This window comes from Microlunatus sp. YIM B11417 (genome assembly GCF_059617205.1).
This window is the reverse complement of the sequence record NZ_JCAMPJ010000001.1, coordinates 1,977,105-1,998,317: the sequence shown is the minus strand read 5'-3', so window position 1 is coordinate 1,998,317 and position 21,213 is coordinate 1,977,105. Positions and strand designations below refer to the sequence as shown.

General features: G+C 72.0%; 19 protein-coding genes. 6 read left to right on the top strand and 13 right to left on the bottom strand.

Annotated features, from left to right (window positions below):
- Positions 1 to 22: 22 nt before the first annotated feature.
- Both AC6CCG_RS09910 and AC6CCG_RS09905 read left to right on the top strand, forming a co-directional pair.
- Complete coding sequence (locus AC6CCG_RS09910; protein ID WP_496654334.1) at positions 23 to 2,260, top strand: HelD family protein; 2,238 nt, start codon at positions 23 to 25, stop codon at positions 2,258 to 2,260.
- A 149-nt stretch (positions 2,261 to 2,409) separates the two neighbouring features.
- A complete protein-coding gene (locus AC6CCG_RS09905) occupies positions 2,410 to 3,066 on the top strand; it encodes a DUF3558 family protein (RefSeq protein WP_496654333.1) in 657 nt (218 codons plus the stop codon).
- Between the two features lie 9 nt (positions 3,067 to 3,075).
- Here the strand turns inward: AC6CCG_RS09905 and metF are convergent, their stop codons facing one another.
- Positions 3,076 to 4,014 carry a methylenetetrahydrofolate reductase [NAD(P)H] gene (metF, locus tag AC6CCG_RS09900; RefSeq protein WP_496654332.1) on the bottom strand — a complete coding sequence of 313 codons (939 nt, stop codon included), beginning with the start codon at positions 4,012 to 4,014 and terminating at the stop codon, positions 3,076 to 3,078.
- A 71-nt stretch (positions 4,015 to 4,085) separates the two neighbouring features.
- On the opposite strand from metF, the gene AC6CCG_RS09895 reads away from it, so the two are divergent.
- A complete protein-coding gene (locus AC6CCG_RS09895) occupies positions 4,086 to 5,225 on the top strand; it encodes a polyprenyl synthetase family protein (RefSeq protein ID WP_496654331.1) in 1,140 nt (379 codons plus the stop codon).
- 81 nt (positions 5,226 to 5,306) lie between these two features.
- Positions 5,307 to 5,837: a DinB family protein gene (locus tag AC6CCG_RS09890; protein ID WP_496654330.1), complete on the top strand. Its 531-nt coding sequence runs from the start codon at positions 5,307 to 5,309 to the stop codon at positions 5,835 to 5,837.
- A gap of 561 nt (positions 5,838 to 6,398) precedes the next feature.
- Here the strand turns inward: AC6CCG_RS09890 and AC6CCG_RS09885 are convergent.
- From AC6CCG_RS09885 to AC6CCG_RS09860, 6 genes are all read right to left on the bottom strand, one after another.
- On the bottom strand, positions 6,399 to 7,592 hold the full coding sequence (locus AC6CCG_RS09885; protein ID WP_496654329.1) for an endonuclease/exonuclease/phosphatase family protein: 1,194 nt from the start codon (positions 7,590 to 7,592) through the stop codon (positions 6,399 to 6,401).
- Between the two features lie 34 nt (positions 7,593 to 7,626).
- Positions 7,627 to 9,111: an NHL domain-containing protein gene (locus AC6CCG_RS09880; protein ID WP_496654328.1), complete on the bottom strand. Its 1,485-nt coding sequence runs from the start codon at positions 9,109 to 9,111 to the stop codon at positions 7,627 to 7,629.
- Complete coding sequence (locus AC6CCG_RS09875; RefSeq protein WP_496654327.1) at positions 9,108 to 10,958, bottom strand: bifunctional metallophosphatase/5'-nucleotidase; 1,851 nt, start codon at positions 10,956 to 10,958, stop codon at positions 9,108 to 9,110. Before AC6CCG_RS09875 ends, AC6CCG_RS09880 begins: the two co-directional genes overlap by 4 nt.
- Positions 10,959 to 11,118: 160 nt before the next feature.
- A complete protein-coding gene (locus AC6CCG_RS09870; RefSeq protein WP_496654326.1) occupies positions 11,119 to 11,424 on the bottom strand; it encodes a hypothetical protein in 306 nt (101 codons plus the stop codon).
- Positions 11,425 to 11,533: 109 nt separating this feature from the next.
- Positions 11,534 to 12,175: a hypothetical protein gene (locus AC6CCG_RS09865; RefSeq protein ID WP_496654325.1), complete on the bottom strand. Its 642-nt coding sequence runs from the start codon at positions 12,173 to 12,175 to the stop codon at positions 11,534 to 11,536.
- The gene (locus tag AC6CCG_RS09860; RefSeq protein ID WP_496654324.1) at positions 12,172 to 12,849 is read right to left on the bottom strand and encodes an RNA polymerase sigma factor; all 678 of its coding nucleotides are present in this window, start codon (positions 12,847 to 12,849) and stop codon (positions 12,172 to 12,174) included. Before AC6CCG_RS09860 ends, AC6CCG_RS09865 begins: the two co-directional genes overlap by 4 nt.
- A 151-nt stretch (positions 12,850 to 13,000) precedes the next feature.
- On the opposite strand from AC6CCG_RS09860, the gene AC6CCG_RS09855 reads away from it, so the two are divergent.
- The gene (locus AC6CCG_RS09855; RefSeq protein ID WP_496654323.1) at positions 13,001 to 14,539 is read left to right on the top strand and encodes an N-acyl-D-amino-acid deacylase family protein; all 1,539 of its coding nucleotides are present in this window, start codon (positions 13,001 to 13,003) and stop codon (positions 14,537 to 14,539) included.
- Here the strand turns inward: AC6CCG_RS09855 and AC6CCG_RS09850 are convergent.
- The 6 genes from AC6CCG_RS09850 to AC6CCG_RS09825 are packed head-to-tail and all read right to left on the bottom strand — an operon-like array spanning position 14,536 to position 17,747.
- The gene (locus tag AC6CCG_RS09850) at positions 14,536 to 15,303 is read right to left on the bottom strand and encodes a VOC family protein (protein WP_496654322.1); all 768 of its coding nucleotides are present in this window, start codon (positions 15,301 to 15,303) and stop codon (positions 14,536 to 14,538) included. The genes AC6CCG_RS09855 and AC6CCG_RS09850 overlap by 4 nt on opposite strands.
- Before the next feature lie 5 nt (positions 15,304 to 15,308).
- Positions 15,309 to 15,671, bottom strand: coding sequence for a VOC family protein (locus AC6CCG_RS09845; protein ID WP_496654321.1), 363 nt, complete (start codon positions 15,669 to 15,671; stop codon positions 15,309 to 15,311).
- Positions 15,672 to 15,693: 22 nt separating this feature from the next.
- The gene (locus tag AC6CCG_RS09840) at positions 15,694 to 16,113 is read right to left on the bottom strand and encodes a barstar family protein (RefSeq protein ID WP_496654320.1); all 420 of its coding nucleotides are present in this window, start codon (positions 16,111 to 16,113) and stop codon (positions 15,694 to 15,696) included.
- Complete coding sequence (locus AC6CCG_RS09835; RefSeq protein ID WP_496654319.1) at positions 16,110 to 16,553, bottom strand: guanyl-specific ribonuclease; 444 nt, start codon at positions 16,551 to 16,553, stop codon at positions 16,110 to 16,112. Before AC6CCG_RS09835 ends, AC6CCG_RS09840 begins: the two co-directional genes overlap by 4 nt.
- Entirely contained in the window at positions 16,550 to 17,284 is a 735-nt protein-coding gene (locus AC6CCG_RS09830; protein ID WP_496654318.1) for a thiamine phosphate synthase, read from the bottom strand. Before AC6CCG_RS09830 ends, AC6CCG_RS09835 begins: the two co-directional genes overlap by 4 nt.
- A 19-nt stretch (positions 17,285 to 17,303) precedes the next feature.
- On the bottom strand, positions 17,304 to 17,747 hold the full coding sequence (locus tag AC6CCG_RS09825; protein WP_496654317.1) for a TIGR03667 family PPOX class F420-dependent oxidoreductase: 444 nt from the start codon (positions 17,745 to 17,747) through the stop codon (positions 17,304 to 17,306).
- A 290-nt stretch (positions 17,748 to 18,037) separates the two neighbouring features.
- Between AC6CCG_RS09825 and AC6CCG_RS09820 the strand changes: the two genes are divergently transcribed.
- Positions 18,038 to 20,227 (top strand): protein kinase domain-containing protein, encoded by a 2,190-nt coding sequence (locus tag AC6CCG_RS09820; protein WP_496654409.1) that lies wholly within the window; start codon positions 18,038 to 18,040, stop codon positions 20,225 to 20,227.
- Positions 20,228 to 21,213 lie beyond the last annotated feature (986 nt).

The following is a 21,213-nucleotide window of genomic DNA, read 5'->3' as shown; positions in this document are numbered from 1 at the left end:
TCACTCGGGTAAGGACACGCTTTTGACTTCATCGTCGGACACCGCGGCGCCGGAATCCGTACCCTCGGACCAGGAGGCGGCTGCCGTCCTGGACCGCGAGCTCGCCGCGGAGCAGGCCCACGTCGACAAGGTCTATCAGCGACTCGATGTCGCCTCCCGGTCGGCCCGACTGGTCGCCGCCGAAGGGCGGTCGCTCTATCAGTCGGACCGGTCCAGCTACGTCCGGGAGGAGGACGGCACCGGGCTCCTGGAACGGGACATCTTCGCCTTCCAGGCCGCCAAGCGGCTGGCCACGTTGGACGCCGAGCACGAGGGCCTGGTCTTCGGCCGGCTCGACCACGTGGACGCCGAGGCCCGCTACATCGGCCGGATCGGGGTCCGGGACGCCGACTACGAGCCGCTGGTGATCGACTGGCGGGCGCCGGCCGCGGCGGCCTTCTACCGGGCCACGCCGAGCAACCCGATGAACGTCACCCGGCGCCGGGTGCTGCGCTGCCAGGGCGCCAGGGTGATCGGGATCGAGGACGATCTGCTCGACTCGGAGCACGCGCCGGACGACCTGGTCGTGATCGGCGACGGCGCCCTGCTGGCCGCGCTGAGCCGGGCCCGCGGTCACAACATGCGCGACATCGTGGCCACCATCCAGGCCGAGCAGGACGAGGCGATCCGGGCACCCTGGCAGGGCTTCACCATGATCAGCGGCGGTCCCGGCACCGGCAAGACGGTGGTCGCCCTGCACCGGGCCGCCTACCTGCTCTACTCGAACCGGCGCCGGTTCGAGTCCGGCGGCGTGCTCGTGGTCGGGCCGAGCCAGGTGTTCATGAACTACATCGAGCGGGTGCTCCCCTCGCTCGGCGAGGAGTCGGTGACGCTGCGCTCGGTCGGCACCGTGCCGAACGACGTCGTCGACGTCGCCGGGGTCCGGCACGACCCGGCCGAGCTGTCCGCGATCAAGGGCAGCCTGCGGATGGTCCGGGTGCTGCGCCGGCTGGTCACCGAACCCCCGGCCGGCGTGCCGGACGAGCTCCGGCTGACCGTGGACGGCGTGGTCTACTCCCTCGACGGACCGACGCTGGCCCGGATCCGTACCGACGTCCTGGCGCACAACAAGCTCAACCAGGCCCGCGACGCCGCCGAGACCGCGCTGCTCACGGCCCTCTGGCGGCGCCGGCCGCGCGAGTTGGACCTGGACCGGCCGGACTTCGACGACGCGGTCACCTCGACCGCGGCGTTCCACACCTTCAGCTCCGCCTGGTGGCCGACCCTCAGCGCCCCGGCCGCGCTGGCCCGGCTGGCCGACCGGGCACTGCTCGGCCGGGCCGCCGGTTCCCACCTGTCCCGGCACGAGCAGGACCTGCTCGCCGCCGATTACGCCCGGCTGACCTCGGTGCCGGCCGCGCGGCGGGACTGGTCGGTCGCCGACAGCGCACTGCTGGACGAGCTGGCCTCACTGCTGGGGCCTGTGCCGGAGTCGAACTCGGTCGAGATCCCGCTGTTCCTGGAGAGCGGCGACGACGTGCCCGAGGTGTTCACGACGATGGAGCGGCTGGCCGACCGGTCCGAGCCGGACCCGTTCGCGACCCCGCACGACACGTACGCGCACATCCTGGTCGACGAGGCACAGGACATCAGCCCGATGCAGTGGCGGATGCTGCGGCGCCGCGGCGGCAGCGCCAGCTGGACCATCGTCGGCGACCCGGCCCAGAGCTCCTGGCCGGACCAGGCGGAGTCGGAGCGGGCGATGACCGAGCTGGTCGGCACCGCGCCGGTCCGCCGGTTCCGGATGAGCACCAACTACCGGAGCCCGGCCGAGGTGTTCGACCTGGCGTCCAAGGTCGTCGTGGGTACGGTCCCGGACGCGGATCTGCCGACCGCCGTCCGCTCCGTCGGCTACCAGCCGGAGCTGCTGGCCGGCCCGGTCGAGGACACCGTCATCGAGGCGGCCCGGGAACTGCTCGACCAGGTCGAGGGCACGGTCGGCGTGATCGCTCCCCCGTCCCGGCAGCGGGCGCTGCGGGACGCGCTGACCGACGCGAAGTTGATCACCGACGACGCAGCGGCGGACCGGGTGGTCCTGGTCACCCCGCTGGCCGCGAAGGGCCTCGAGTACGACGGCGCGATCGTGGTGACGCCGGACGACATCGTGGCCGAGTCCCCCGGCGGCGTCCGCGTGCTCTACGTCGCGCTGACCCGGCCGACCCAGCGACTGGTCACCGTCGACGCGACGCCGGGCGCGGCCTGGCGGGCCGCCCTCGGCTGAGCCGCCGACCCCGAGCCGGCGATGTCGGACATCGATCCGACTTGGCGACAGACGGGTGTCGGAGCGACGTTTCCGGACCGAGGCGTCGCTAGGCTGCGGCCGGACCCGCGGGCCCGACCGCGGGCAGCGCCGATTCACGAGGAGATGCTGTGGTCAGGCTGGGCCGCCGGATCGTCGTCTGGGCCGCGATCGCCGTACTGATGCCGCTTGCGGTCGGGTGCGCGGCACTCGCTCCGGGATCCGAGCCGTCGTTCGGCGTCTCGCCCATCGAGCCGCCGAGTTTCCCGACGCAGGAACCGCCGCCGAGCCCGACCCCGACCGCCCCGTCGTCCCGCCCGCCGAGCGGCCTGGACGGGGCCTGGAAGCCGTCGCGCCGCCAGCGGGCCCGTGATCTTGATCTGTCGGCGATGAAGGACTGCACCGCCCTCGACGACGTTCCCGTCACCCGGTGGCAGGTGCAGCCCGGCCGCCCGGTCGGCGAGCGGCTCAAGTCCGGGACCGTGTCCTGTTCCTGGGCGCACCAGAAGCCGCCGTACGCCCTGACCTTGATCAAGTATCAGGAGAGCATCTACGACCGGAGCATCTTCTCCGACACCGAACCGAAGGAGATCGAGGTCGACGGATTCCCTGCCTGGACCGGGCAACGAATGGATGTACGACCGACGTGCGAGATCAACATCGACATCCACGACACCCAGCACCTGTCCATCAGCTACAACGTGACCGGGCCGATCGAGGACAACACGGTCGACTGCGACCGGCTCCCCGCCATCGGAACGGAACTGGTCGAGGCGCTGCTTCGCTGAACCGCGCGGCTAGCTCGGGTCGGGGTTCAGCCGGCCGTAGATCTCGCGGGTCGCGGTGGACCGGTTCATGGTGAGGAAGTGCAGGCCGGGCACGCCGCCCTCCAGCAGGTCGGCACAGAGCTCGGTCGCGATGTCGATGCCGGCCTGGCGGACCCGGGCCGGATCGTCGCCGGCCTGCTCCAGCCGGGCCACCACCGACGTCGGCAGGTCGGCACCGGACAGCTCGGCGAACCGCTGGATCTGGCTCAGCCGGGTGACCGGCATGATGCCCGGGATGATCGGGATCTCGCAGCCGAGCGAACGGACCCGGTCGACCAGTTCGAAATAGCGGCTCGGCGTGAAGAACAGCTGGGTGATCGCGAACGAGGCGCCGGCTTCGGCCTTCTCCACCAGCAACCGGGCATCGAGGGCGGCGTCGTACCGCTCCGGGTGCAGGTCCGGGAATGCGCCGACGCCGACGCAGAAATCGCCCAGCGAGCGGACCAGCTCGACCAGCTCGGTCGCGTTCCGCAGACCCTCCGGGTGCTGCTCCCACGGCACCGTCGGCCCGCCCGGCATGTCGCCGCGGATCGCCATCACGTGCCGGATCCCGGCAGCCGCGTACCAGCCGATCACCCGGCGCAGCTGCTCGGCCGGCTGGCTGGCGCAGGTCAGGTGGGCCATCGTGCGCAACGTGGTGTGCTGGGCGATCGCCTCGGTGATCTCGATCGTCCGCTCCCGGCTGGACCCGTTCGCGCCGTACGTGACCGAGACGAAGTCGGGCCCGAGCGCCTCCAGCCGGCGCACGGTCTGCCACAGCGTGCGGCGCTGGTCGTCGTCCTTGGGCGGGAAGAGCTCGAAGGAGAACAGCGGGCCCGCCGGGGCGGCCAGCAACTCCGCGATCGTCGCGTGCGGATCCGTCCGGGGAGTCGTCCCGGGCCGGCGGTCGAGCGTCGTCTCAGGCGCCATGCGAACACCCTAGTGGCCGTCGTCGGCCGGGCCGGGCGGGTTCCCAGGATTCGATTCCGTAGGCTCGGCGGGTGACCACTTCGCACCTCGACGCGGGCCCTGCGCTCGATCCGGCGGCGCCCCTCGCGGCCGGGTTCCGGGACGCCGTCGCCGGCGTACTGGACGGCTTCCTGGACGGCCAGCGGGACGTGCTGGAGGCGATCGACCCGTCGCTCGCTCCGCTGCACGAGCAGGCCCGCGCGCTGGTCGCCGGCGGCAAGCGGGTCCGGCCGGCCGGCTGCGTCTGGGGGTACGTCGCGGCGGCCGGGCTGCCCGGCGAGGGTGACCGCGGTCCGCTGCTGGCGGCGGCCGCGAGCCTGGACCTGCTGCACGTCAGCGCCCTGGTCCACGACGACGTGATGGACGGCTCCGATCTGCGCCGCGGCCGGCCGTCCGCACATCGGCAGTTCGAGCGGCTGCACGATGATCATGGTCTGATCGGCGACCCGGCGGTGTTCGGTCGGGCCGCCGCGATCCTGTACGGGGACCTGCTGCTGATCTGGTCCTCCGAACTGCTGCACCGGTCCGGCCTGCCGCCCGCGGCGCTGGCCCGCGCGCTGCCGCTGGTCGAGTCGATGCGGACCGAGGTCACGGCCGGCCAGTACCTGGACATCCTGGCCCAGTCCCGACCGGTCACCGAACAGGACCTGGCGACCGCGATCGAGGCGGCCGAGCGGGTCGTCGAGTACAAGTCGGCCCGGTACACGATCCAGCGGCCCTGCCAGATCGGCGCCAGCCTCGGCGGCGGATCGGAGTCCTTGATCACCATGCTGGCCGAGTACGGCTCCGCGCTGGGCCGGGCGTTCCAGCTGCGGGACGACCTGCTCGGCGTCTACGGCGACGAGCAGCTGACCGGCAAGCCGGCCGGAGACGATCTTCGCGAGGGCAAGCGCACCGTGCTGGTCGCGCACGCCCTCGCCGCCGCCGAACCCGTGGCCCGCAAGGAGATCCTGGACCTGTTCGGCCGGCCCGACCTTGATCGGGACCAGGTCGACCGGCTCCGCGACCTGATCACCGGGACCGGAGCGCGGGACCAGGTCGAGTCCACGATCGACTCCAGCCACGGCGCCGCCCAGGCCGCCCTGACCGCACTGCCCGGCACCGAGATCACCGACGAGGGCCGGCAGGCGCTGGGCACGCTGGCCACCCTCGCCACCCACCGCACCCACTGATCCCCGACCCCACTGATCAAAAACCGCACTCCCACTGATCACCGCACTCCCAGTGATCACCACACCCGAAGGGCCACCGCCGTGACGAAGGATCGCACCGATCCGCCGCTCCGCGCCGACGAGCTGACCACGCTGCTCGGCTACCTGAACTACCACCGCGACACGTTGCGCCACAAGACCGCCGGCCTCGACCACGATCAACTCGGGCGGACCCATCCGCCGTCCACGCTCACCCTGGCCGGCCTGCTCAAGCACGTCGCCCTGAACGAGGCGCACTGGTTCGGCTACGTCCTGCACGACCGCCCGCTGCCCGAGCCGTTCGCCTCGGCCGACTGGGACTCCGACATCGACTGGGAGCTCACCACTGCGGTCCAGGACTCCCCTGCCGACCTGCACCGGCTGATGGACGACGCCGTCCGTACCGCCGACGCGAACATCGCCGAGGCTGCCGCCGCCGGCGGCCTCGAGCACCCCTCCTCCCGCCCGAGCCGCGACACCGGCGAGCCCTTCTCGCTCCGCTGGATCCTGCTCCACATGATCGAGGAGTACGCCCGCCACAACGGCCACGCCGACCTGATCCGCGAGTCGATCGACGGAGCCACCGGCGAGTGACGCCGACCCGGACGGCGGTGATCCCCCGGACCGAGCGGCGGAGATCCCGCGGCTGGGAGACCCGACCGACGGCAGCCGACGGTCCTCAGCCAAGTCGGCCCCGTCACCATCGACGACTGCCGGGTCCCGGTCCGTGTCGCCGATCCTCTGCTGATGAAGCGCTCGGGCCGATGTCAACGTTGTGCAGGTCGAGCTGAAGAGAAATCGCGACATCCCGAGGCCGCACCGACGACCCACCCGGATCGGAGTCGTCACCGGCCTTGTGGCCGAAGGGTTCGCAGGATCATCGGGGACCGAGGGTCTGTCCGAGCCGCAGCACCGGTTGATGCCGAGCCTGTGGGTAGGCGACCCGCGAGGTCGGTCCCGTGCGTCGCGGCACCGGGCGCCGGGCCGGCCACTTCAGGCCCGACCGGCGAACCTTCCCGGGTCACCCGCCTGGCCCGCTCGTGAACCTCAGCGACGTCCGCCGCCGCGCGCCCCCTGACCCCTCCCCTCGCCGACCGGTCAGTTGTGCAGCGACACGCCGCCAGAACCGCTGCTTTGGTGACCGGTCGGCGGAATTCAGAGGCGTAGGTCGAGGTAGACGGAGTGGTGGTCGGAGGCGTCGTTGAGGCGGGCCAGGGGCGAGTCGGGGGTCGGCCAGAAGACGCCGGCGCCGCGTTGGACCAGGCCGCGGGACGGGAGCACCAGGTCGACCCGCAGGTTGCCCGGGGCGGTGTCGCTGAAGTCGGCGGTGTCCAGGGCCGGGTCGCCGCGGTGGGTCGTGTTCGCCTGGCCCTGCTGCTCGGCGGCGATCACGGCGCCCTCGCTGGTCGGCTCCGGGTCCGCGACCCGCGGGTGGCCGAGCAGCAGGTCGACCGCGCCGTCGACGCTGTCGCCGTCCAGCGGGTCGGCGTTGTAGTCGCCCGCGATCACGAACCGGCTGCCCGGCCGCAGGCCGCCGCGCTCGCCGGCGTCGTCATAGATGTAGCGGCTCTGCCGCCGGGAGCCCACGTAGTCGGCCCAGAACCGGATCTCGTCGTGGTTGCGGACGCCGTTGCGGTCCTCCGGCCCGTCGAAGGTCGGCGGCGTCGGGTGGGCGACCAGGAAGTGCACGGCGCGCTTGCCGATCGTGATCGGTACGTCCCAGTGCGATTTCGACGACAGCCGCAGCACGTCCAGCGCGGCGTCGGAATACCAGTCGGCCGGCGCCGAGGTGGCCGGGTCGTCCGGCAGCAGCGCGCCCGGCATGTCCTTCCAGAGGAACGTCTGGAAGGTACGGATCTCGTCGAACTCGATCGGGTACTTCGACAGCACCAGCATCCCGTACTGCCCCTCGAAGAGGCCGAACCCGTGCGCGTCGTTGCCGCCGCCGACCTGACCGTTGCGGTCCAGGTCGAACCCGGTCGCGACGCCGGTGTTGACCGGCGCCGTGTACGCGTACGGATACTCGATCGGGTCGGCGCCCTGCTGCCCGATCTCGAGGTAGTTGGCCCGGAACGCGTCGGCGGCGGCGTTGTCCGGAACGTAGTCGAACTCGTTGATCAACAGCACGTCCGGCCGGACCCGCTGGATCACCTCCGCGGCCTCCTCGGCCTGCGGGTCGCCGGGCGTGGACAGGTCGGCCAGCAGCTCACCGGCGGCGGCCCGGTTGAGTGAGGCGTTGAACGTCGCGAACCGTACCTGCGGCACGGCTGCCGACGCGAGATCCGGCGCCAGGCCGACGGCCAGGACGGCGGCCAGCAGCGACAACAAGAGTCCCCGAACGCGTGTCATGGGCGAACCATAAGGGATCGCGGCGACCCCAGGGTTACGGCTGGATCCGGAGCACTCCCTGGGTGCTCTCGACGACGTACACGTCGCCGGACCGCGGGTCGGCGGCGACGCCGACCGGATGCGCCAGCTGCGCCGCGCTCGCGGGACCGCCGGCCCGGCCGGTGCCGCCGTACGTGCCGACCCCGGCGTACGTCGCGATGGTGCCGCCGGCGATCCGCCGGATCCGGTTGTTCAGCGTGTCGGCGACGTACAGCGTGCCGTCGGCGGAGACGTCCACGTCGTGCGGTGTGGCCAGCTGGGCCTCCACGGCCGGGCCGCCGTCGCCGCCGAAGCCCGCGCTCCCGGTCCCGGCGACGATGCTGACGCGCCCGTGCGGGTGGATCCGCAGCACCCGGTGGTTGTACGTGTCCGCGACGTAGACGTTCCCGGCCGCGTCGACGGCCACCCCCTGCGGATGGTTGAGCCGGGTCCGGGTGGCCAGGTCGCGGGCGCCGCTGTCGCCGGCCTCGCCGGTGCCGGCGATGGTGCGGATCGAGCCGCCCGGCGACACCGCCCGGATCCGGTGGTTGTACGTGTCGGCGACGTAGACCGTGCCCCGCGCGTCGACCGCGACGCCGCCCGGATGGTCGAGCCGGCAGTCGATCGCCCGGGTGCTGCCGCCGTCGCCCGCCGTCCCGGTGCCGGCGATGGTCCGGATCCGGCCGCGCGGGTCGACGGCCCGGATCCGGTGGTTGTACGCGTCCGCGATGACAACCGTGCCGTCCGGGCCGACCGCGATCCCGGCCGGCGCGTTGAGCCGGGCGTCGGTGGCCGGACCGCCGTCCCCGTCGCCGCCCAGCCTGGCCATCCGGCCGGCGATCGGCGTGGTGGCCCCGGTGACCTGCCGCTGCTGGATCGACGCCCCGGACACGATCGCCTCGATCCGTTCCTGGGCGATCGGGCTGCGCAGCTTGAAGTCCAGCGCGCCCGGCGCGAACACCTTCTCCGCGATCAAGGTCTGCGGGGTGTCGCCGAGCGTGATCGTCTGGCTGTAGATCTCGACCTTGCCGTTGTACAGGTTCAGCACGACGGTGCCGCTGCCGACGACGGTCAGCCGGCCGACCCCGGTCGCGCCGGCGATGACCGTCGGCTGCAGGTAGAGCACCGTGTGCCGGTCGGGGTTCGTCGCGACGTAGTGCACCGCGCTCTGACCTTGGTACGTCGTCGCCGCGAAGGCGCCCACCGCCGAGGCCGACGGCGAGTAGAACCGCCACGGCAGGGCGCCGGTCGGCGCGGTCAGCGCCTCGCCGAGCGGCTGCTCGGTCCAGCTGTCCGGCGCGGCGATCCGGCCGACCACGTTGTTCACGGTCGCCGACACCAGGATCCGGCCGCCGGCGTCGACGGCGATGCCCTGATTGTGGCCGAGCATCCGGGAGCTGGTGCCCAGCTGGCGCAGGTCCACGTTCGCCGCCGGGCCGCCGAAGCCGGTCTGGTCGAAGCCGTACCCGGTGACGGTGCTGATCGTCGCCGTCATGATCATCGGCTCCCTTCACCGGTGCCGCCGGCCGGTCTGACCCGGGTCAGCGGCGGCGGGTCGATCGTCGGGTGCGCCCGCAGATAGGCGATGAACGACTCGCGGTCGCGTTCGTGCCGGACCGCGTCGGTGAACCCGGCCAGGGCGGTGGTGCCGTCCGCGGCGATCAAGGTGTACGCCAGCGCCGCGACCCGGTAGGTCCGGGCCGGGTCCAGCACCTCGTTGTTGATCTTGACCGAGGCCGGGTCGACCCGGCTGCCCGGTACCGCTTCAAGATCGACTTCGTACGTCACGTTGGCCGAGACGGCCAGCGGCGAGGTCGAGACGCCGGCTCCACTGACCTTCCACTGATCTTGCAGCGCGGTCAGGATCGCCGCCCCGGTCACCGTCACGCCGAGCACCGGATTGCCGTACCCGAAGGCCTTCCAGGCCTCGCCGAACAGGATCCGGCCCTCGGCGTCGCCGGCGTTGCGGCCGGCGGCGTGGAGCAGCCCGTCCCCGGCCAGCGCCACCGAACCCTTCCGCGGCGCCGTCGCGAACAGGGCAAGATCAACCTCGTCGCCCTGCCGATGTGCCTCCCAGTGCAACACGTCGGCGGCCAGGTTGCCCATCGCGCTCTCCCCGAGCGGCGACGGGGCCCTGGTCAGATCGGCGCTCTGCCGGGCGAGCGGGGTCTGGTAGCGCCGGACACCCTGGTCGACCCAGTAGTTGACGATCTTGCCGACCCGGGGATCCGGCGGGATCTCGTGAGTGTTGGCGTGGTTCTTCGAGGTGGTCAGCTCCGGCACCACGGCGCCGGTCCGCCGGTCCAGCTTCAGCGTGATCTCGTTGATCATCTGGCCGTGGCAGCCGGCCTCGACCACGGGCCGCGGCACCCCGTCCGGGCCGGGCACCATCCCGTTGAACGCCGCGTGCCAGTGGCCGGTGACGAACGCCGCGATGTCCGGCGTCGCGGTGCGGGCCAGCGTGAAGCACGGCCCGTTCGGGTCGGTCAGGGCGTTGATGTCGCGGCCGGCGGTGCCACCCTCGTGCATGTTGACGATGATCGCCCGGACGCCCTTCGCCTTGAGCTGGGCGGCGATCCGGTCGACCGTCTCGAGATGATCGAGGTTGCGCATCCCGGGCTGGTACGAGGTGGAGCCGGTCGCGGTGCTGGTGACCGTGAGGTGGATGAACCCGATCGGCAACTTCCGTCCGTCGCCGGCATCGACCTGCACGATGTTGTACGGCGGGCGCACCGTCAGCCCGGTCTCGTCGAGCACGACATCCGAACTGTAGAAGGAGAAGGCGGCGCCGCCGAACTGCCGGCCACGGGAATCCGGGAACGAGCTGTCCCGGCCCGCGACGCCGATCGGTTCGCCCCGTTCGATGTGGTCGACCAGGAACTCGGGGAACCGCTGGTCGAGCTCGTGGTTGCCGACCGTGCTGAACTGCAGGCCGAGCGCGTTGAGCACCTCGATGGTCGGCTCGTTGGCGTGCGCGTCGACCGTGAACGGCCAGCCGGCGAAGTTGTCACCGGCCGAGAAGAAGATGCTGTTGCGGCGGCCCGCACGCAGCCGCTTCAGGTGCGCGGCCAGATAGGCGGCGCCGCCGACCACCTTCGGCACACCGCCGTCGGTGACCAGGTTGTCCCCGTCGACGTCGGTCGGCGAGAGATAGCCGTGGAAGTCGGTGATGTTGAGCAACTGGACGTCGACGTACCGGTCGGTGTCGACGTCCGGCGGAGCCTGGTCCTGCCCGTTCTCGTCGGCGTAGGCCCGGGCGCCGACCTGGGTCGCGGCCACGACGGCGGCCCCGACCCCCAGCACCGCCCGCCGGCTGAACCGCTCCTGATCCTCGTCTGCGTCCGTCATGAACTCCCCCGTCACCTGAGGCATCCGAATGCGCATTCGTGCTGGATGCCTGAAGCTACACGCAGAATCACGCAGTTGGGAATGAGGTGTCCACGATTCCGCGAACGGTCACTCCGGAGCCGCCGTCCGTTTCCTCGACGGCGGCCCGGAGCGCCGCGGGCTACTTCGGTGCCGGCTCGTACTCGCCGCTGCCCCTCGGCCAGGTCAGCGCACTGACCTCGCAGGAGACGCCCTTGAGCTTGCGCATCACGACCTTGTCCCCCTCCTCGGGTGAGTCGCCCTCGTAGAGGTAGAAGGTCCAGACGCCCCTGGTCCAGGCCTCCTTCGGCCCTTCGCAGTTGATGCCGAGCCGGTCGGCGTCGGAGCCCTTCGGGTCGGACGGGCTCGGATCGGCGGCCGCCACCGACGCCCCGGCCAGGGCCAGAGCTGCGCCGGCGAGCGCCGTACCGACGGCTCTCGTGATCATCCTCATGATCGAATCTCCTCGGGTTGCGAGTTGCGTTCTTGATCAAGAGGGTCCGGATCGGGCCTGCGGGTTCCCTGCCCTGTCGGTGATCCAGCTCACCGACGCATGATCACCGGATGATCCAGTGGGCCGACTCGTCGAGGCTGTCCCGATAGCTGAGCGTGACCTGCCGCTCGTCCGGCCCGATCCCCGCGAACGGCAGCCAGCCCTCGACGCAGTCGCCGAGCTCGACGTCGGAGCGGCCCGGGAAGACCGGCACGCTGCTGGAGCCCCGCTCGTCGAAGGTTCGGAACGGTTCGATGACGTAGGTGCCCTGATCGGAGACCACCTCCCAGGAGTACCAGGGATCCTCGCCGGCCGGCTCCGTCGGCGGTGCCGCGACGAGGCAGGTCTCGACCGAGAGGGCGAGGCCGTCCTTGTTCTGCCTGGCCTCCCGCAGCGTGACGGCGACATAGGTCAGCGCGACCCGGTCCCCGATCCGGTACGGCCCCGTGGTGCCGATCGACGGCGTGGCGGGTGGCGGTGGCGGGTGTCCCACGACGCCCGGGCCGGAGGGCCGGATCAGCACGCCGACGGCGACCAGGGCGACGATCAGCGCGACGGCGGCCGCGACCGGGATCAGCGGCCGGGCCGGCCGGCGGGCCGGCGGGCTGGTCGCCTCCCGGATGATCGACTCCATCCGGCCCCGCGGGTCGGGCAGGTCCCGATCCCGCGGCAGCCGGTCCCGGGGCGGTTCGGTGGGTGTGATCATGAGCGTTCTCCCCTGAGCAGTCCGGCCAGCGGCGTGTCGGCGAGACGCCGGTGGGCCCGGTTCAGCCGCGACTTGACGGTGCCGACGGGCACCCCGAGGGTCTCGGCGGCCTCGGCCAGCGACAGACCGGACCAGCGGACCAGGGCGATCACCTCGCGCTGGTTGGCCGGCAGCACCCGCAGCGACTCCAGGATCTGGTTCATCGCGGTCTCCGCGGCGAGCCATTCCGCGGTGTTGTCGTCGGCGTGGCCGGTGTCGTGCATCCGGATCCGGTCCGCGAGCCGGGCTTGGCGGCGGACCGAACGGAGCTGGTTGGCGCATTCCTTGCGGGCCATGGCGAACAGCAGCGGCCGGGCCGAGGGCAGCCGGAGCGCGGGCAGGTCATCGGCCAGCGCCCGCCGCAGCACGGCGGTGAACACCACCTGGACGACGTCGTCGGCCGCGGCCCACGAGCCCGTACCGCGGAACGCGTAGTTGTAGACCGCCTTGCTGTGCCGCTGGAACAGCTCCCGGAAGGCGTCCTCGTCGCCCGACCGCAGCCGTTGCCAGGCCTCGCCGTCGTCCGAACTCGGAGGTTGCGCCGGGTCCGGATCGGTGAGTTCGGGTTCGTCGGGCCACAGCAGTTCGGCGGCAGGCAGGCTCGGGTCGCCGGCCTGCCGCTCGTCGTCCCGCACCTCGATGACCCTTCCGCCGCCCGCCATCATGCACCATTCACCGTTCCTCCAGGTCCGTCCGGACAGCGGGATCGGGCCCCGCCGTAGAGGAGTGTCCGGCAGGCCGGGAAAGGTTCCCGACCGGGCCGGCCGGGCTTCGTAGACTCGCCGGATGAAGATCATCAACGCCTTGATCGTCGACGGTACGGGAGCGCAGCCGACCCCGGGCGAGGTGATCGTCGAGGGCGAGTCGATCACCGCGATCGAGCCGCCGGGCACCGTGCCGCCGGACGCCGCGGACGTGATCGACGCCGGCGGGCGGGTGGTCTGCCCCGGTTTCATCGACGCCCATTCGCACGCCGACAACGCGCCGGTGCTCGCCGAGGACGACCTGTCCAAGATCAGCCAGGGCGTGACCACCGAGGTCGTCGGCAACTGCGGTTCGTCGCTGGCACCGATCCGGGCCGGCGACGACGCGTCCTTCGCCCAGGGTCCCGGTCGGTTGTTCGGGATCGAGCCCGGCGGCTGGCACAGCAGCGCCGAGTGGTTCGCCGCCGTGGACGCCGCCGGCACCGTCACCAACGTCTGCCCGCTGGTGGGGCACGGGACCCTGCGCCAGGCCGTGATCGGGCCGACCGCGGCCGTACCGACCGATGATGATCTTGCCGCGATGGGCGACCTGCTCGACGAGGCGCTGGCGGCCGGCGCGTTCGGTCTGTCCACCGGGCTGGTCTATCCGCCGGGACGGTACGCCGACACCGAGGAGGTGATCGCGCTGGCCCGCCGGCTGCCCGCCGACCGGGTCTACGCGAGCCACATCCGCAACGAGAGCGCCGGGCTGCTGGACGCGATCGACGAGGCGGTCCGGATCGGCCGGGAGGCCGGCTGCCGGGTGCAGGTCTCGCACCTCAAGGCGTCCGGCCGGGCCAGCTGGGGCGCCGTGGTGCCGGCCCTGGAGCGGCTCGACGCGGCCCGCGCGGCCGGGCTGCCGGTCACCCAGGACCAGTACCCCTACATCGCCTCCTCGACCGGCCTCACCTCGAGCCTGTCCGGCTGGCTGCTCGACGCCGGACCGGCCGAAGCGCTCCGCCGGTTGCAGGACCCGGGCGCGTTGGCACGGTTGCGGGCCGAGGCCGACCCGAACTACGACCGGATCATGATCTCCTCCACCCGCAGCCACCGCTACGAGGGCCGCCGGGTCCCGGAGCTCGCCGACGACCTGGGCCTGGACCCGTTCGGGACCGTGGTCCGGATCCTGCTCGAGGAGGAACTGCACGTGACCACCGTGCTGTTCACCATGAGCGAGGACGACGTGGAGACCGTGCTCCGCTCCCCGTACACGGCGATCGGGTCGGACGGGCTGCCGCCCGGTCTCGGTGGCACTCCGCACCCCCGCCTCTACGGGACCTTCCCCCGGGTCCTCGGCGAGTACGTACGCCGGCGCCAGATCATCGACCTGGCCGAGGCGGTCCGCCGGATGACCTCGCTGCCGGCCGCGATCTTCGGCGTTCCCGGGCGTGGCACCATCGCCCGCGGCGCCGTTGCCGACCTGGTCTGCTTCGACCCGGCGGTGGTCGATCATGACGGCAGCTACACCGAGCCGGACGTGCCGCCGGCCGGGATCGGCTGGGTGTTGCAGCGCGGCCGGGTCGTGATCGAGGACGGTGTCTGGGGCGGCACCCGGCACGGGCTCCGGCTGCTGCCCGGCTAGCCCTGTTGGAAGCACCAGAGGTGGTGCTCATGATCAAGAGCGAGGTAGTCCCGGGTGCCGTGGAGCTCGGTCGGCGGCCGGACGATCGTCGCACCGGCGGCCCGCGCCCGGGCGTGGTGGGCGTCCAGGTCGGCCACTTCGACGGTCGTCATCGACGACGGGTCCCGGTCCGGATCGGGCGGGCTCAGCCCGGGTCGCGGCCAGTGCAGCCGGACGTGGCCCATCGGCCCGGTGACCTCGGCGTAGCCGACCTGGCCGTCGGCGTCGCGGGCGATCACGCCCGGACCGAAGCCGAACATGGCGATCAAGGTCCGGTACGCCAGTTCGACGTCGGCGTAGACGAGCAGCACCACCGGCTGGGACGCGATCGGGTTCGGCGTCACCCAGTTGATCAACTCGCGGAGCCGGCGCGGGTCGCGGGACAGCTCGTCGATCGACGCGTCCTGCAGCCGGCGGCCGAACTCGACGGTGTCCATCAGCACCGACTCGAGGTCGCGCCGCTGCTGATCGATCAGGGCGGCGACATCGATCCGGTCCCGGTCCAGGACCTCCTTGATCGCGGCCAGCGAGAGGCCGGCGCGGCGCAGGATGACGATGTACATCAGCCGGCGGACGTCCGCCGGCGCGTACAGCCGGTGACCGCCGCCGCTGCGGGCGGCCGGGTCGAGCAGGCCGATCTGGTGGTAGTGGTGCAGCGTGCGCACGGTCAGGCCGGTGGCCTGGCTGAGCTCTCCGACCCGCCAGTACGGTCGCTCGTCCGCCACCGGCGTCAGTCGCCGACCGGCGTCAGCAGCTCGACCGTCAGCCCGGCCGGGCCGCGGACGTAGGCGGAGTAGGTGCCGAAGTCGGTCCGTCCCGGACCCCAGCCCACCTCGCCGCCGTGGTCGGCCGCCGCCGCGGCCGCGGCATCGACGTCGGCGACCTGGAGCTGGAGCAGCAGACCGCCGTGCGGTGGGGTGTCGATCATCGCGCCGCGCATGATCGTCAGATTGACCGACGGACCCTTCACCTGGACGAAGCCGTCCTCGCCCTCGACCGCGAGGCCGACCGCCCGCAGCAGGTCCGCCGCCCGGTCGACGTCGTCGTTGGTTTCCATGATCACGGAGAGTCCGAAGACTGTTGCGGTGTTCATGGCCGCACCGTAGAACATGACGTTACGTCGGGTTCAAGCCCGCGACCTGGTCGTCGAGGTCCAGCGCGCCGCGATTGGCCAGCACCACCGCGAACGGGCTGCCCTCCCGGGTCCGGTCGGTCAGCACGGCGAGCAGCCGGGCCGCGTCCCGTGGCTCGGGCAACGCGAACCGGCTCCAGTCGGCGATGATCAACGCGGTCGGCTCGATCAGATCGGTCAGGCAGTCCCACAGCGCGTCCAGATTGCGGCCGAAGTAGCGCGGCAGCCCGAGCGCGTCGGCGACCTGGTCGTAGAAGCCCTCCAGGTCGTCGAACGGCCCGACCTCGGCCACCTGCCACCCTGCCGCCACGGTCCGCTCCGACAACGCGAACTCGCCCGGCCCGGCGCGATACACCCCGGGCCGTCTCCCGCCGTCCAGCAGTCCCGCCAGGTCATCGATCATGATCGGATCCTCGAGAACGACATGTAGTGATCACCGGTGTAGTAGAAGATCCGGTCCCGGTCGCCGGTGACGATCCGGCGCGCGCCGCGATCCCCCTCGCCCGGCGTCGGCACCGTGTACTCGCGGTAGTAGCCGCGCGGCTGGTCCGGCAGCAGGCCCTCCCGATTGCCGAACGTCGACCCGTCCTTCGAGTACGGGAACGGACCGCCCGCCTTGATCAACGCCACCGTCCGGGCCGCCTCGGGCGGAAGTTGATCAAGCTCGACGAACGCCAGCCCGGACTCCGGGTCCCGGGCTCCCGGGCCCGCCTCGGGCTCGGTCACCGTACCGACGGAACAGCCGGCCACCAGCGCGAGCACGACCAGCAGCCCGGCGACCCAACCGCCGAGCCGGGACCCGGCCGAGCGCGGCCCGTCCCGTCGCCGGTCGCCGAGCGTCACCGGTCCGGCCCCGACCAGGCCGCGGCGGCGAACGCGTACGACTCCATCGCCGGATCGTCCCGCCAGGCCTGCCGCAGCCGCTCCGACAACCGGCGCGCCGCAACCTCCGGGTCGTCGGCCCGGGTGATCGCGCTGACCACCGCGACCCGTCGGGCACCGGCCTCGATCACGTCGTCGATCGTGTCCGGACCGATCCCGCCGATCGCGAACCACGGCTTGCTGTCCGGATCGGCGACCGGCGCCAGCCGGGCCGCGTAGCGGACCAGGTCGAGCCCGACCGCCGGCTGGTCCGGCACGGTCGGCGTGGCGAACACCGGGCCGACGCTGAAGTAGTCGACGTCGCCGTCGGCCACCGTGGCGTCGAGCGCCTTCGGCGTGTGCGCGGTCCGGCCGAGCAGGGCGAACCGGTGCAGCTTGCGGCGTGCGACCCGGCTCGCCCCGTCGTCCGGCCCGAGGTGCAGCAGGTCACCGTCGAACCGGGCGGCCAGGTCGGCCGAACCGTAAGCCACCACCAGGGCCTGGTGCTTCTTCGCGGCAGCACGACAGGCCTCCAGCGCGGCCAGTTCCTGGTCCGGATCCAGGCCCGGCTGCCACAGCTGCACGACATCGACCCCACCGCGGAGCGCCGCGGCCAGGAACTCGGCGAGGTCGCCGGACCGGGTCCGCGCGTCCGTACACAGATACAACCGGGCCAGTCGCAATCGGGCACCGAGGCCCAGCAGAGCGGTCATCCGGTCAGATTAGTGTCTTTCACCCCATAAGCCGCTCCGGCACGATGACGATCGGCACCGAGAACATCGCGGCGAACTCGGCGGCGGAGTCGAACAGCGCACCGATCCGCTCCGCGTACTTCACCGTGAACGCCGGCACCTGGTCGGCCGGCGGCACGGTGCGATCGATCCGGGCCTTCCCCTCGATCCGGATCACGTCCCGGCCGATGTCGGTCACGTCGAGGACCAGGCTCACCCTCGGGTTCTGCTCGAGGGCGGCCAGCTTGTGCTTCCCCGGCCGGGTGTAGACGAGGACCGTCCCGTCGTCGCGGTGCAGGAACCAGACCGGGACACTGTGCGGCTGGCCGTGCGAGTCCACGGTGGTCAGCCAGGCGATCAGGTTGCTCGCCAGCCGGCCGCGGACGCGCTCCAGCCGCTCCGGATCCAGGTCGACCCCGCTGTCCAGGGCGCTCGTCTTCGTCACGCCGGAGACGCTAGACCGCGGCACTGACAGCCGATCCCGGCTGCCCGCCGGAGCCCGGCGGCGCCGGGCATTCGACAGCGGTTTGCGGCACTCGGCAGACTGGCTGGAGCTTGGAGCAGCGATGAGGTCGGAGGACGGTCTTGGGTTCGGGGGAACCGCGTGGTGGACACGGTGACGGAGCGATTCGGTACGGAAGCGGCGTGCCGGAGCTTCATTCGACCCGACCCCTTCTAGACTCCGATGCAGGCCAACACGGCCACTTCCCCACCGTGTTTGGAGCAAGCGTGACCATGACGAGCATCAGCGACCCCTTGGTGGGTCTCGTGCTCGACGGGCGCTACCGGATCACCCGTCGACTCGCCCGCGGTGGCATGGCCACCGTGTACGAAGCCGTCGACGCCCGGCTGACCCGGACCGTCGCCGTGAAGGTGATGCACGTCGGCCTCGGTGACGACGCCGAGTTCGCCCGGAAGTTCGACCGGGAGGCCCGTGCCGCCGCCCGGCTGTCCCATCCGCAGGTGGTGGCGGTGTTCGACCAGGGCGCCGACAATATCGGCGGCCAGGGCCGGCGCCCGTACATCGTCATGGAATACGTCGAGGGCCAGACCCTGCGCGACGTGATCGGCCGCGAGGGTGCGATGCCGCCGCTGCGGGCGCTCGACCTGATCGAGCCGGTGGTCCGGGCCGTCGCCGCCGCTCACGACGCGGGCCTGGTGCACCGCGACATCAAGCCGGAGAACGTGCTGATCTCCGACCAGGGCCAGATCAAGGTGGCCGACTTCGGGCTGGCGAAGGCGATCACCTCGCAGACGTCGACGGCGACCCAGGGCGTCCTGATCGGTACGGTCTCCTACCTCCCGCCGGAGCTGGTGGTCACCGGCAAGGCCGACGCCCGGTCGGACGTGTACAGCCTCGGCGTGGTCCTGTTCGAGCTGCTCACCGGCCGCAAGCCGCACACCGGCGAGACCCCGATCCAGGTCGCCTACGCCCACGTCCACAACGACGTCCCGGCGCCGTCCGGCTACCGGACCGTCGCGCCGATCCCGCCGTACCTGGACGCGCTGGTGGCCCGGATGTCGGCCCGCCGGCCGGAGTTCCGGCCGCACGACGCGCGGGTGCTGCTGTCCCACATCCACCGGGTCCAGGCGGCGCTGCGGGACGGCCTGCCGGACGACCCGCGCCTGACCGCCGACCTGGCCCTGCCCAGCAATCCGGGCGGCATCCTGGTCGATCCCGGCAGCGAGCTGACCCAGCCGATCCCCAATCTCGGTGACGTGGTGCCCGGAGCGGCCCCGGTCACCGGGCCGGCCGGCTTCGCCCCGTCGATCGAGTTCGTCGAGGTGCCGCCGGCCACCCCGGTGTCGCCGACCCCGGCTCCGGCCGCGCTGGTCGCTTCGGCGGTGGGGACCGACCAGCCGGTCCGCCCGGTCCGGTCGCCGGCCAGCCCCGAGTATCGCCGCGCCCGCACGCCGCGGACCCCGTCCGTCTTCGACGCCGGCCCGCCGACCCTGCCGCAGCCGGTCGTCGAGGAGACCTCCCGTACCGCCGCCGGGCCGGGACCGTCCGCCCTGGCCCAGCAGCGCCGGGCCGCTCGCCGGCGCCGGCGCGGCATCGTGATCCTGCTGCTCGTGCTCGCGCTCACCACGGCCGTCGCGGTGGCCGGCTGGTACCTGGTCGAGGGGCGGTTCACCACGGCCCCGGACCTGACCCGGATGACCAAGGACCAGGCCGTCCAGGCCGTCCGGACCGCCGGGCTGGCCGCCGCCTTCGGCGAGACCTACTCCGAGGACGTACCGAAGGGTCAGGTGGTCTCCACCGACCCGGCCAAGGGCAGCCGGATCCTCGACGGCAGCGAACTCACCGTGCTGCTGTCCCTCGGTCCGGAGCGGTACGCGATGCCGAAGATCATCGGGCTGTCCGAGGAGAAGGCCCGGATGGCGCTGATCGAGGCGAACCTCGCCATCGGCGACGTCGAGGGCCGCTGGGACGAGAAGGCCGACGTCGGCATCGTCCTCGAGGCGTCCGAGAAGAAGGGCGCCTCGCTGAAGAAGCAGACCCCGATCGACCTCGTCGTGTCGAAGGGCCCGAAGCCGATCAAGATCGAGAACTTCACCGGCCAGTCGGCGAAGCAGGCCGACCGGGAGCTGTCCGACGACGGCTTCGAGGTCAAGATCGTCTCCGAGCACTCCGACACCGTCCCCGAGGGTCTGGTGATCAAGCAGTCGCCCGACTCCGGCAACGGCCACAAGGGCGACTCGATCACCCTGACCAAGTCCCTCGGCCCGATCCTGATCACCGTGCCGAACGTCCGCTCCATGCCCGAGGCGCAGGCCACCCAGGTCATGAAGGACGCCGGCTTCAAGGTCGTCAGCAAGCCGGCCCCGGTCAACTTCCTCAACCTCGGCTTCGTCGCCTACACCGACCCAGGCGAACGCTCCAAGGCGCCCAAAGGCTCGACGATCACCCTCTACCTGATCTGAACCCCGCCGACCGGTCAGAAGAGCAGGCGTTCTGGCGGCGTGTCGCTGCGGAAGTGACTGGTCGCGCAGGGGTTCGGGTGCGGCAGAGTCGGCGGCTCGGCTCGGCTCGGGATCTGGGCGCTCTTTCGGAATTCGGCCGCCAGCCGATCCAGCCGGCGGCCCCGACGGCATGGCGCAGCCGCCCCGATCGAGCCAGTGGGCAGCGCACGTCACTGCTGTGGGTGTGCCGCAGGAGGCGATCACCGAGCCTGGCCGTCGCGACTGTCCCGCGCTCCGGCAAGTTCGGGCCGAATCCGACACGTTGTGCCCGCAGCGCGGGACATCCGCGACAAGACCGAGCTCTGCCGGGGCACCGCGGCCGATCACGCGGCTGCGAAGGTCCGCCAGGATCCAGCCTCTGCCGCTGCCGTGCCCGGCCGTCACCTGATCTCCGATGCCGGCCGCTGCCGTCATTGCGGACTCGGGCGATCTGCGCGACCGCTTCGGCAGTCAGTTCCGGCCAATTCCCCCCGGGTCACGTGGCTCGCGCCCCGCCTGTGAGCGCGAGTGACGCAAATCTGGCTCGCAACCCATCCCGCTCGCCGAGAAATCGGTTGCCCGGGACGTTGCGTTGCAGATCTGTGTCACTCGTCCGGAGCGGGGTGAAGCCCGCGCGGCCGCGACGGATGCTGCGGTCACGGATACCGGAGACCCGAAGAGCGCGGCTGAGCCGATCGAGATCCCGGGGCGTGCCGCTTGCAGCCCCGACCGCTCCTCGCAACAGGACAGTTGCACGGATCCCGGACCGGCCGAACGGTCGCGGACCGGCCGAACGGTCGCGGACCGGCCGAACGGTCGCGGACCGGCCGAACGGTCGCGGACCGGCCGAACGGTCGCGGACGGGCCGAGCGGTCGCGGACGGGGCAACCGAGCGCAGCTGCCGGTGGGCCGGGGATCGACTGAGCTGCCTCTCGACTGCCTGGCGCGGGCTCGGATGCTCCCTCCAC

Bases quoted from the DNA above. Each gene is read 5' to 3' on its own strand.
- metF (WP_496654332.1), bottom strand. From the start codon at position 4,014: ATGGCGCCTGAGACGACGCTCGACCGCCGGCCCGGGACGACTCCCCGG.
- AC6CCG_RS09885 (WP_496654329.1), bottom strand. From the start codon at position 7,592: ATGACACGCGTTCGGGGACTCTTGTTGTCGCTGCTGGCCGCCGTCCTG.
- AC6CCG_RS09880 (WP_496654328.1), bottom strand. From the start codon at position 9,111: ATGATCATGACGGCGACGATCAGCACCGTCACCGGGTACGGCTTCGAC.
- AC6CCG_RS09875 (WP_496654327.1), bottom strand. From the start codon at position 10,958: ATGACGGACGCAGACGAGGATCAGGAGCGGTTCAGCCGGCGGGCGGTG.
- AC6CCG_RS09870 (WP_496654326.1), bottom strand. From the start codon at position 11,424: ATGATCACGAGAGCCGTCGGTACGGCGCTCGCCGGCGCAGCTCTGGCC.
- AC6CCG_RS09865 (WP_496654325.1), bottom strand. From the start codon at position 12,175: ATGATCACACCCACCGAACCGCCCCGGGACCGGCTGCCGCGGGATCGG.
- AC6CCG_RS09855 (WP_496654323.1), top strand. From the start codon at position 13,001: ATGAAGATCATCAACGCCTTGATCGTCGACGGTACGGGAGCGCAGCCG.
- AC6CCG_RS09845 (WP_496654321.1), bottom strand. From the start codon at position 15,671: ATGAACACCGCAACAGTCTTCGGACTCTCCGTGATCATGGAAACCAAC.
- AC6CCG_RS09840 (WP_496654320.1), bottom strand. From the start codon at position 16,113: ATGATCGATGACCTGGCGGGACTGCTGGACGGCGGGAGACGGCCCGGG.
- AC6CCG_RS09830 (WP_496654318.1), bottom strand. From the start codon at position 17,284: ATGACCGCTCTGCTGGGCCTCGGTGCCCGATTGCGACTGGCCCGGTTG.
- AC6CCG_RS09820 (WP_496654409.1), top strand. From the start codon at position 18,038: ATGACGAGCATCAGCGACCCCTTGGTGGGTCTCGTGCTCGACGGGCGC.